Origin of the sequence: Kitasatospora sp. NPDC093679 (genome assembly GCF_040683455.1) — a bacterium.
Taxonomy (GTDB): Bacteria; Actinomycetota; Actinomycetes; order Streptomycetales; family Streptomycetaceae; genus Kitasatospora; species Kitasatospora arboriphila.
This window is the reverse complement of record NZ_JBFBDW010000099.1, coordinates 1-11,309: the sequence shown is the minus strand read 5'-3', so window position 1 is coordinate 11,309 and position 11,309 is coordinate 1. Positions and strand designations below refer to the sequence as shown.

Here is an 11,309-nt window from a genome sequence, read left to right as displayed (position 1 = left end):
ATGACACCAACGCAGGCATTGAAGCCAGCACCCCTCGGCCCGTCGGAGAACCACCGACACCCGAACCACCACCCCCCAAACCAGCAAAATCCCGCGCGGTCCCCTCCACGGCGGACGCCGCCACCGGGCCGGCAGCGGAAGCGCCCGGGGCACTGGTGGCGGACCCGGCAGCAGCGGCAGGCGGCAGGGCGAAGAGGGCCGGAACCTCCTCGACCGTCGAGGCGGCCGGGGCGGTGTCCGGCGCCGGGTACTTCGCCGCCCAGCCCTCCAGCAGCCGCACGTACGCCTCCAACCGCGGCGGCTTCGGCGTCGACCGGCCGTTCTCGTAGTTCTTCACCGTCTGCACGGTCGACTGCAGCACCTTCGCCAGCTGCGCTTGCGTGATCCCGGCGGCCTCCCGAAGGCGCGCCCGCTCGGCCGGCAACGGCAGCTGCGGCCCCGGCTCGACACCGGCCAAGAGCGCGTCCACCGCCGCGAACAGCTCGTCCTGCGTAGGCATGGGGCCCCACCTCCGGAACCGAACCTAACACACCATTAGCCACTCCAATTAACTATCCCATTGATCTCTCGAATTTAACCCTCCCGGATCAATGCCCCAGGGGTTTCCGGCCCCGTACCTGCGGGAGCAGCGCCCACCCGGGGCGCCCCCGGGTGCCGGACCCGGGCCCGGGGTACGGACGCCGGCCTTCGCGCACCGGCAGGTCCCGGTCGGCGCGGCCCGGCGGCGCAACGTCCGACCAACCGGCCGCACGCCGGCTCCCGCTCGGCTCCCGCGGCTCCCGGCTGCTCCTCGAGGGTGCGCAGCCCCCGGGGCGTGCGTGTAACCGGTCCACACACCCGGCGAGCGGCAGCGGGCGGCGCGGATCCCGCCCTTCGGTCGGCCAGGTCCGATGCGCAGCCCCGACGCCCGGCGCTCACGAGGCTGCCGACGTATCCGTTCGGGCACTCCCCGCTGCAAAGTTCACCGCATCGGGCGGCCTCCCGCCGGCCACGGGCGCCTCGCAGCAGGGCGTCGGACTGCGGCAGACCGGGAGACGAGGAGGCCGCCCGCGGCGGTTTCGGGGACGAGGGACGGCGAACAACGACCGAAGGCGACAAGGCGGTCGGTCCCACCGTAGCCGCGGCCTCGAACACCCGCTCCTGCCGCCCCCGACCACGCCCCGCAGTCCCTGCTACGGTTCTGGCCCCGTCGACCTGCTCTGCATCGACGAACTAGGCTCCACGGAACTGGAGGCCACAACGCCGAACTGCCCTTCCAGCTCCTCACCGAACGCGAGAAGAACAGCGTCGCCATCGCCTCCAACGAGTCCTTCGGTGGCTGGACCAAGACCTTCACCGGCCCACGCCTGTGCGCGGCACCATCCATCGCCTCGCCTTCAACGGCACCATCATCGAGACCGGCACCGACTCCTACCGCCTCACCGCCACCCGCGCCCGCACCGGGCAAACCGCCGCGACCGGCTGACCGGCCTGTCCCACATGGCCCGCCGACAGGCGGGCCATCACGACGACCAGGGGACGCGGATCTGCGTCTTGGCGGTGCGGACATCGACAAGCTCGAAGCCATCCTGACACCGCACGACATGCTGGACGTCGTCCAGAGCCGAGCTGCGAAGGAATCCGACCCAACCCTCCGTGGTCGCCTGCCGAAGAAGCCATTCAACGACCTCCGTCATCACGCCGAATTCGTCCTCGTGGATGCAGGTCCGGACCGTCAGAGCCCAAGGGACGCTGCCATCCGGGTTCGGCTTGTTACCAGCACGGACCAGGACGGAGGTGTCCACCCCATCGAACGAATGACTCGCCTCACCACCATCGAAGACCCGCCAGGGGCCACCGTGTGACTCCCAGTCAGCCGACCGCAGCACCGGCGGCAACTCGGCCTGCCCCAGGAGCCACCGGAGCTCCTGAAGGACGGGCTCGGGCACATCCGGCCGCAGGTCCACAGCCAGGAACAAGTCGTAGTAGTCACTCACACCACGACCCTAACGTCGGGCCCCGACAGCGGGCTCCGAGACAGACAGCCGCACCCAGCGAAGACACCGCGCCGTCAAAACTCGTGAACATCTGCGGGCAACGTGATCACCGAGCGCTGTCCGAACTCATCGACGAACACTGTCCTGAGAAGTGGACGAAGCCACTGCGCACTCACCCAACTCACCGTCGTCACCCCCCAAGGCGAGACCAGGGGCACCGCAGCCCTCCAAACCCATGACACCCGAAGACCTGAGCACCCTCGTCTCCAACCCCGAAGTCCTCGCCGCACTCACCACCGTCCCCTCGACGCACCCGGACAACATCCCCCCAGAAACCTCATCCGCACGCGAACCCACCACCACAACCACCACTGGCCCGGACACCGCTCCCGCCCCCGCGGACACAACCGCAACGGGCGCACCGCAGAACGAATGGAGTCGCCCGCGAGCAGATCTCCGAGGGCCTCGTCAGCCGACTGGACGGAGTAGCCTCCTGATCCCCTCCCCGCGAGGGCGCATCACCGGCAGAAGCTGTGTCCTCCCCCTGGGAGCGGATGTTGCGGTGAAGGGGCTGCGACCGGGCCGATCGGACGTCGTCGATGCCGGTCCCGGGCTGCGTGCCGGCGGGCGGGGCAGCCAGGGGGCGGCTGCCCCGGGGGCTTCGGGGCGCTCATACACCGGACGCGGATCGCCATCCTGCCGACCGCGGTCGAACGCGACAGTGGGCCGCCGGTCCTCGACCTCGCCGACCCGCTGCGTGCCCGATCGCGGGACACCGGAGGCCGGCTGAAAAGGTATCGCGGTGTCGAAGCGGTTGTGACAGGGTGCGGACCGGCAGACCCGCGTCCGAGCCCGCTCACCACAGGAGCCTGGGATGACCACACCACCGCGCCTGATTCCGTTGCTGGAGCAGTTCGACTTCGCGTACGCGCGCCTCGCCGACCGCATGGCGGGTCCGGTCATGGACAGTGGCAACGGCACGGACGTCGCGGTCGGTCCCATGACCGATGACGAGTACCTCTGGGAGCCGGTGCCCGACTGCTGGTCCGTCCGACGGCGCTCGGACGGACCGGGAGCACGTGCGACCGAGCTGGCCGGCGCAGGCGACTGGGGACGCGATGCAACGCCTCCCCCACACCCCGAGCCGCCGCCCTTCACCACCATCGCGTGGCGTCTGAGTCACCTCAGCGAAATGCTGACCCTCCGCGCAGACCACACGATCGGCGACCGCACCCTCACCCGGGACGATCTCCACGTCAGCAAAGACGCCGCCGGGGCGCTCGCCGCCTTCGCCTCCGGAGCCACGGCCTGGCGGAAGGCGCTGCTCGGCACCGACGAGACCGCGCTGGACACGATCGGACACAGCACGTACCCCTACGGCAGCGACCCGGATGAGCCCTTCATGGACATCGTCTGGTGGGTCAATCAGGAACTGCTGCACCACGGAGCCGAGATCGCCCTGCTGCGCGACCTGTACCGCGCGCGACAGCTCTGACGCGCCCTGCACGAGCCGTCGCGTCACGCCGGTCGAAGGGCTTCTCGCGCCGACCCAGGCCTGCGGGGAGACGGCTGCAACCACGGTGATCATCGTGGATCGTGTCGACGGAGGAACATCAGGCGGTGGCCTCGGGCTTCGTACCCACCCGTCGGCGGGTCGATGCCCGACCGGACGACGGGTCGCATCGCGGGCCGGTTCACAGGCTTCATCGCGCGCCGGATCGTCCGGGTCGAACCCCGCCTCCGGCTGCGGGCATCAATAGTGGGCCTGCCGGTCGACCTGCCGTGGAAGAACTCCTGGACGTCGGCCGAGCACGCGGGCGACACCACCGGCAAAGGCATGCCAGGACCGGACGATCGCAGCGGACCGGGCGGTGCGGGTGCCCCGCGGTCGGGCGACCCGCATCGGGCCGACCGGCGGTGGAGCATGCGACCCTGAAGGAATGTCGTCCACCCCCGTCCCCGCGGAGCCGGTAACACCCGAACCGGTGCGCGAGGTGCCGCACACGCTGCTCACCCAGTCCTGGCTAGACCTGGCATTCCTGCACTGGCCCGCCGACCCCGCGGACATCGCCCCGCTGCTGCCGGCCGGGACCGTTCCGGACACCCACGACGGAGCCACCTACGTCGGCCTGGTCGCGTTCCGGATGCACCGGATCGGCTGGTTCGACCTCCCGGGCATCCCCTACCTCGGCACCTTCCCGGAGACGAACGTCCGGCTCTACTCGGTGGACGGCAACGGACGGCGCGGCGTGGTGTTCCGCTCCCTGGAAGCATCCCGGCTCCTGCCCGTGGTCGTCGCCCGCACGGCATTCCGCCTGCCCTACACCTGGGCCCGCATGACGATCCACCGCGACTCGGACACCATCACCTACACCAGCACCCGCCGCTGGCCCGGACCCCGCGGCGCTCACAGCCGGATCACCGTCCGCACCCGCGAGCCGCTCGAACACCCGACCGACCTCGAACACTTCCTCACCGCACGCTGGGGCATGCACAGCACCCACTTCGGGCGAACCCTGTACCTGCCCAACGTGCATCCGCGGTGGCCACTCCACCGGGCGGAACTCCTCGACTGCGACGACGAGTTGGTGGCCGCGGCCGGGTTGCCGAGGCCGATCGGCCCGCCGGCCAGCGTGCTGTACTCCCCCGGCGTACCCGTCCACTTCGGCCACCCCACCCGCACAACCACCCACTGAGAAGCCGTTGTCGTGCCGGTCAGGTTGAGCGCGGGTTCGACTCCACCGACTCGATCGTGTGATCCTTCGGCCGATGTGGAACGGGACGGACGTCCCTGCCGTCAGGTCACCTCGGGCCCGAAGCGGCGCTTGTACGCCGACGGAGTGATACCCGTCTCGCGGCGCATGAGCGACCGCAGGTTGGTGGCCGTGCCCAGCCCGCTTCGGCGTGCGACGATCTCGAATCGTGACTCGCCCCGCTCGATCAGTCGGCATGCCAGGGCGAGCCGCTCCCCCGTGAGCCACGTCAAGGGGGTCGTCCCCAGCTGCGCCCGGAAGCGGCGGTGCAGTGTCGCCGGGCTGACCGCCGCTCGCGCCGCGAGGTCCGAGACCGTGAGCGGTGAGTCGAGCCGTTCCTGCGCCCAGGCGAGGACGGGGGCCAGGGATTCGTCGGGGAGGTCGGGCATGGGACGCTCCACGAATTGCTGCTGCCCGCCGTCGCGGTGCGCCGCGAAGACCAGCCGCCGGCTCACGGAGTTGGCGACCTCGGCGCCGTGGTCGCGGCGGACCACGTGCAGCCCGAGGTCGAGTGCGGCCGAGCTCCCCGCGGCGGTGAGGATGTCACCGTCGTCCACGAACAGCACGTCCGATTCGAGGTGGACAGCAGGGAAACGGGTACGGAAGGCGTCCGCCCACTGCCAGTGGGCGGTGGCCCGGCGCCCGTCGAGGACTCCGGCCTCGGCCAGGGTGAAGGCGCCGCTGCAGAAGCCGATCAGGCGTGCACCGCGCGCGTGCGCCCGCCGGATGGCATCGAGCACGGCGGGTCGGCGGGGCACTTCGACGTCCGGGCGGTTCGGGACGATCAACGTGTCCGCCGTATCGGCCGCCTCCAGGCCGGCGACCCCCGTGAGCGTGAAGAATCCGTCCCGCATCGCCGTGCGCGGCTCGGGCGAGCAGAGCCTGAAGTCGTAGAGATCGCGGCCGATCTCCGGCCTGCGGAGGCCGAAGACCTCGGTCGCGCAACCGAGCTCGAACGGGTTCGAGTTCTCGTCCACGATCACGACCACCCGGTGGACGCCCGCCACACGAGCCCGGTGCGAGGATTCTTTCGCCATGTGCCATTCCTAGCACTCACGCCGACCTGGCGAAACGGCCCAGGATGAGCCCATGAGCAACCAACCCATCCCCCTCAGCCAGGCGCTGGCCTCCTTCGATGCGCTGTGGAGCCCCCGCATCGTCACGCGCGTCAACGACTACGACGTCCGGATCGCCAAGGTCCGGGGCGAACACCTCTGGCACGTCCACGACGACACCGACGAGTTCTTCCTGGTACTCGACGGTGAACTGCACATCTCCTTGCGCGAGCCCGAGGGAGAGCGCACGGTCCTGCTGCCCCAGGGGGCGGTCTTCACCGTCCCCGCGGGTACGGAGCACAAGCCGTCCGCGCCGTCCGGCGCCGCGATCCTCCTGTTCGAGCCGACCGGAACGCCGACCGTGGGCGACCGCCACGACGAGATCCCCGACCACGTGGACGCGACCACCGGACACATCCTCAACCCGTGAGCGGACGGACAGAGGCCGGGACCACCAACGGGTGATCCTGCCGCAACCCTGGCATGAAGGCGGGGCCTCCCGACCAGCTCGGGATTGTCGAATTACCAACGCGCTGATCAGGAGGCCCTCGTGTCGCAGCCTTCCGGTACCGTGCCAATGAAGCCCAACTCGCTTGAACGGCCGCGCGATCGCCTCGCTCACCGGTTCGGGAACGCCGGGGACCGGCCGCACGGGCGGCCGAGGTGTCCGTCCGACACGAGCGACGCGGAGTGGGCGGTCGTACGTGCCGCAATGCCCGTCCCCTCCTGGCTGGAGGGACGGGGCGGGCAGTGTGGCCGCCGGCCGGGACCAGGAGCCGACCCGCGGGGATCATCGACGCGCAGGCGGTGAAGGCCGCCGCACCGGACACCTGGTCGGCGTCGCCCGCCACGTCCTGCGGATCGTTCTGGCGGCGGTCAGACGCACCGACGACACGACGGGCTTCGTCGTGCTTCCCAAGAGGCGGCTGCGGGAAAACACCCGTCGCGCCCGGAAAGACAACGGCTTCTGAACCCGAACCCGCACCGGTACGCGTCAACCCGCGACTTGACACAAACCCCACTCCCGCAGCAGGCAAGCCTGCGACCCCGACACACGACAGCTCACGCCTGCCACGAACCCGACCCCACGGCAGACGGCTCTCCGACCCGAGCCGGGGGCCGAGCCGCGGCGGGCAGCGCCGCGAGCCCGGGAAGGGCCGCGCCACCGGGCACGGCCGCGGCGCCGGTAGCGGTAACGGCCGGGATCAGGCGCCGGTAACGGTGAAGGAAGGGCGCCGGGAGCGGCGCACACGGCGAAGAGCGCCGCGCACGCGGCCACCTCCAACGCCACCCCGGACACCACACCGACAACCCACCAGGCGCACGACCGCCGCACACGCACACCGCGCACGAGCCGCGAACCCCGACCGTCACAGCACACGAACCCACGACCCTCACGGCGCACGAACCCGGCCGGGCCCCAGCCGGGTGCGCCCTCATCCCGCACACGGCGCCGACGACCACACCCGGCGCGCGGGGGATCGCAGACGCACACCGGGTGCAAGCCGTCGACGCGCGCGAACGCGGCGCTCACAGCCGCGACAGACACGACCCACGAACCGGTCGAGGCTGGCGGCCACCGGCCCCCTCATCCCGCACACGGCACCGGCGACGGTCCCGGGGGCGCAACCATCGCAGGCACGCGCCGAGTGCGAGCCGCGAACCCGGGCGATCGCGGCGCTCCCACTCGCGACGGGCACGACGCACGGGCCGGTCGAGGTTGGCGGCCGCCGGCGACCGCACCCGGGGCGCGGCCATCGCAGGCACACACCGGGTACGAGCCGCGAACGCAGGTGGTCACGGCGCTCCCGCCCCCGGCAGTCACGGCGCACGGACCGGTCCGGGCTGCGGCCGCCGGCGTCCACGGAGGTGCCGACGGCCCCACCCGGAAGGGTCCGCAACGCGGCTGACGGAGGGCCGGGGCGGGGTCCGGCTGGGCGTCAGGGCGAGGCGCCGCGCGGACGTTCCTGCTGCTCACGGGCCCGACGATGGCCAACCCGCCGACGGCGCTGCACTTCGCCGCAGCGGTGACGGAACGGGGTTGCCCAGGTGCGCGGCGGCGGAGCCGCGTTTCGCGGCCGGGGTGTGCGCAGCCGCGCTGACGTGGCAGCAGTTCCCGGCGATGGTGGAGGTGTCGACGGGCGCGCGCCTCTCGCCGAAGGCGCCGCGACCGTCCTCCTGCGCCCGGCACGGGCCGGTGGGATATGACGCTGCGCAACTGTACGGGGCGCGATGAGTGACGGATGTGGCTGGCGCCACCAAGACAGGCGACGGAAGCGGGAACTCCGCTTGATTCGGTGACGGATCGTCACATGTTGATCGCTTCCGGTGGAGCTCGCGGGTGGCTTCGCCGAGGCATTGGTGTGATCGGGGGCGCATTGGCGGCATTTTCGATCATGAAAACCCCATCAAAAACTACCATTTCGGTCCCGATTTCTTGATCTTTACCGCTGGTAACACTCAACTGACCTGCGCCGTAAAGGAATTGCTTGATGACTGACCGCAACCGCCCGTAGCTTCTTGGGCGGTGCAACGAGCACCACCCGGGTTCACCCCGATGCACGGCCCGCCGGCTGACCCCCGGCGCGAGGGCCGTGCCTGCCGACCGGCCGCGCTCGGAACGGGCCGGCGGTGGGCGGGGAGAGACCGGGCGGCACGGCACGTCGGACACGTGCCCTGCCGCCCATCGAGTGAGGTGGCGAAACGTGGGCCCCACCGGGGCCTGGTTCCGCATGCCTGCCCGGGGCTTGTCGAGAGGACGTTCATGACTTCCGGTCACGAGACCACCGCCGCCACCACCTCCACCAAGGCCACCACCAAGCGCAACCGAGTCCGCGTGGCCGTCGTGGCCGGCGCCGCCGTCGCGGCGCTGCCGGTGGCCGGACTCGTCTCGGCCCCCTCGGCCTCGGCCGCCTCCGTCTCGACCTGGGACGCCGTCGCCCGGTGCGAGAGCGGCGGCAACTGGTCGATCAACACCGGCAACGGCTTCTACGGCGGCCTGCAGTTCACCGCCAGCACCTGGCGCGCTTACGGCGGCACCGCCTACGCGCCCCAGGCGAACCGGGCCAGCAAGGCGCAGCAGATCGCCGTCGCCGAGAAGGTCCTCGCCTCGCAGGGCCCCGGCGCCTGGCCGGTCTGCTCCAGGAAGGCCGGTCTGACCAGGGGCGGCGCGCCGGCCCAGGTCGACACCGCCGCCAAGACCAAGCCCGCCAAGTCCACGCACACCCCCGAGTCCAAGCCAGCCCACACCCCGAAGTCCGCTCCGAGCTCCACCGAGGCCACGCGATCGGCGCGGACCCAGGCCCCGTCGGCCCCGGTCAACGCCCCGGGGAGCGGCGCGCCGACCGGTACCTACACCGTCAAGAGCGGCGACACCCTGAGCGAGATCGCGGTCAAGTTCGGCACCGACGTGCAGAGCCTGTACACCAAGAACCTCCGGACCATCGGCGGCGACCCGGACCTGATCTTCCCGGACCAGGTGCTGGACCTCTGACCCCTGATCGGACCCGCGGCCGGCCACCCCTGCGAGGGGCGGCCGGCCCCGGCGCGTGGACCACCGTGCCCGCCGCCGTACGCGGACCCGTACGCGGCCCTCGGCATGCGACCCGGGCACGACCGTCCCGGCGCCCGCGCCCGTAGGCTCGCACGGAGCCGAGAGCGATGAGGGACGGCGAACCCACCCCCCCGTACAGCGGCCCGAGGCCACCGGCGACGGGCGGGGTGGCGCCGGCGCCACCTGATTCACCCGCGTGCACGGTCCGCGCACCGGGGGGATCGGGCCTCCGCGATCACCCGGGCCGTCTCCTGCCGGCACACCCCGGACGGTCCGTTCGCGGCGCACCCGGACCGCCCCTCGTTGCGGCGGGCGGACGGCGCCGCCGCCCGGCCCGTGCCGGCGGTGCCGCGGACAGCCGCATACTCGCACCGGGCGCGGTGTCACCTGCTGACGCCGGAGGACGGACGCGGGCTGCGACCGCCCTCCGACCACCCCGAGCCGGACCCGGCAACCGCCCCGACCGGACCGGCCGGCCGCGGCCACGCACGACCAGTGCACCGTCGCGCCACCGGGAATCGTCGTGAGCGCCGGCGCCCGATCGATTGTTGAACGTTGAACGCGATGTCCGAATACCGCCGGACTCGTGATCGCCGGCGTCCGATGATCGAGTCATGTCCGAGAAGACGACAGCGAGTTCGGGGGAGATCACGATGAGCACGACCATGGCGGCCGCGCGGCTGGCGGGCAAGGTGGCCCTGGTGACCGGCGGCAGCCGGGGGATCGGCGAGGCGGTCGCGCTGCGGCTGGCCGAGGAGGGCGCGGACGTGGCGCTCACCTACCGGGACAGCGCCGGGCGCGCCGAGGCGGTCGCGGCCGAGATCGAGGGAATGGGCCGCCGCGCCTGGGCCGTACGGGTGGACAGCGCCGACCCCCGGGCGATCCGGGAGGCCGTGGACGCGGTGGCGACGCGGTTCGGCCGACTCGACATCCTGGTGAACAACGCGGGCGTCGGCGTGGTCGGCCCGATCGAGGAAACCGACGAAGCCGACATCGACCGGGTGCTGGACGTCAACGTCCGGGGCCCGCTGCTGGCCTCCAAGGCGGCCGTTCCCCACCTCGGCGAGGGCGGACGGATCGTCACCATCGGCAGCTGCATGGCCGAGCGGGTCGCCTTTCCCGGCGGCGCGGTGTACGCGACCAGCAAGGCGGCCCTGTCCGGGCTGACCAAGGCGCTGGCGCGGGAGCTCGGGTCACGCGGCATCACCGCCAACCTGGTGCACCCCGGTCCGACCGACACCGACATGAACCCGGCCGACGGGCCGAGCGCCGAACTCCAGGCCGGCCTCACCGCGCTGGGCTCGTTCGGCACGCCGGCGGACGTGGCCGGCACCGTCGCCCACCTGGTGGGCCCGGAGGGCCGGTACATCACCGGTGCCGCGATCGCGGTGGACGGGGGGTTCGCGGCCTGAGCCCCGCGGGCCCTTCGCGAGCGCGGCCCCGCCCGGGTGGTGGACCGCCGTCCCGGCGGGGCTGCACACCGCACACGGCACACCGCACACCGCACGGACCGGCCGGATGACGGTCCGTGCGGTGTGCGGTGTGCCGTGTGCGGTGTGCGGTGTGCGGGTGGCTCGGCGGCGCCGCCCGGGTGACGCTTGCGGTGTGTCGGCCGGGGCTGTGGGCCGGGGTGTGCGATCGCTGGGAGGGCGGTGCCCCGGGGTGCCGGCCGTCCGATCGCCGACCCTCTCGGGGAGTGCTCCGCCATGTCCGTCGCCCACCGGATCCTACGGTTACTCCTCGCCCTCGCCTGCGCGGCCGGACTGTGGACCGCCTTCGCAGCCTCCGCGCAGGCCACCCCCGCGCACCCCGCGTCCGCCCCCACCACGGCGACCGTGGCCACGGCGGCCGATGGGCGGGGAGCCGACTGGGACCGCATCGCGGCCTGCGAGAGCGGCGGCCGCTGGCACCTCAACACCGGCAACGGCTACTACGGCGGCCTGCAGTTCGACCAACGGACCTGGCGCGCCAA

General features: G+C 72.1%; 9 protein-coding genes and 1 pseudogene. 7 read left to right on the top strand and 3 right to left on the bottom strand.

The features are described 5' to 3' along the window. Nucleotides 1-499: helix-turn-helix transcriptional regulator (locus AB0O09_RS38100; RefSeq protein WP_363550247.1), on the bottom strand; the 499-nt coding region annotated here is incomplete at its 3' end. Between the two features lie 683 nt (nt 500-1,182). On the opposite strand from AB0O09_RS38100, the pseudogene AB0O09_RS38095 reads away from it, so the two are divergent. Beyond that, nucleotides 1,183-1,465 (top strand): annotated as a pseudogene (locus tag AB0O09_RS38095) (ATP-binding protein); the annotation flags it as partial. A gap of 37 nt (nt 1,466-1,502) precedes the next feature. Here the strand turns inward: AB0O09_RS38095 and AB0O09_RS38090 are convergent. Further along, on the bottom strand, nt 1,503-1,976 hold the full coding sequence (locus AB0O09_RS38090) for a hypothetical protein (protein ID WP_363550244.1): 474 nt from the start codon (nt 1,974-1,976) through the stop codon (nt 1,503-1,505). Between the two features lie 874 nt (nt 1,977-2,850). Here AB0O09_RS38090 and AB0O09_RS38085 point away from each other — a divergent pair. Next, nucleotides 2,851-3,471 (top strand): DinB family protein, encoded by a 621-nt coding sequence (locus tag AB0O09_RS38085; protein WP_363550241.1) that lies wholly within the window; start codon nt 2,851-2,853, stop codon nt 3,469-3,471. Between the two features lie 445 nt (nt 3,472-3,916). After that, a complete protein-coding gene (locus AB0O09_RS38080; RefSeq protein ID WP_363550239.1) occupies nt 3,917-4,672 on the top strand; it encodes a DUF2071 domain-containing protein in 756 nt (251 codons plus the stop codon). A 101-nt stretch (nt 4,673-4,773) separates the two neighbouring features. Here AB0O09_RS38080 and AB0O09_RS38075 read toward each other — a convergent pair whose 3' ends face one another. Continuing rightward, nucleotides 4,774-5,766 carry a helix-turn-helix domain-containing protein gene (locus AB0O09_RS38075; protein WP_363550236.1) on the bottom strand — a complete coding sequence of 331 codons (993 nt, stop codon included), beginning with the start codon at nt 5,764-5,766 and terminating at the stop codon, nt 4,774-4,776. A 52-nt stretch (nt 5,767-5,818) separates the two neighbouring features. On the opposite strand from AB0O09_RS38075, the gene AB0O09_RS38070 reads away from it, so the two are divergent. The 4 genes from AB0O09_RS38070 to AB0O09_RS38055 all read left to right on the top strand — a co-directional run. After that, complete coding sequence (locus tag AB0O09_RS38070) at nt 5,819-6,214, top strand: cupin domain-containing protein (RefSeq protein ID WP_363550233.1); 396 nt, start codon at nt 5,819-5,821, stop codon at nt 6,212-6,214. 2,334 nt (nt 6,215-8,548) lie between these two features. Continuing rightward, nucleotides 8,549-9,277: a transglycosylase family protein gene (locus AB0O09_RS38065; protein ID WP_363550230.1), complete on the top strand. Its 729-nt coding sequence runs from the start codon at nt 8,549-8,551 to the stop codon at nt 9,275-9,277. 725 nt (nt 9,278-10,002) lie between these two features. Next, nucleotides 10,003-10,749 carry a 3-oxoacyl-ACP reductase family protein gene (locus AB0O09_RS38060; RefSeq protein ID WP_363550249.1) on the top strand — a complete coding sequence of 249 codons (747 nt, stop codon included), beginning with the start codon at nt 10,003-10,005 and terminating at the stop codon, nt 10,747-10,749. A gap of 294 nt (nt 10,750-11,043) precedes the next feature. Beyond that, nucleotides 11,044-11,309, top strand: a 266-nt coding sequence (locus tag AB0O09_RS38055; RefSeq protein WP_363550227.1) for a transglycosylase family protein, incomplete at its 3' end; no start/stop codon positions are given.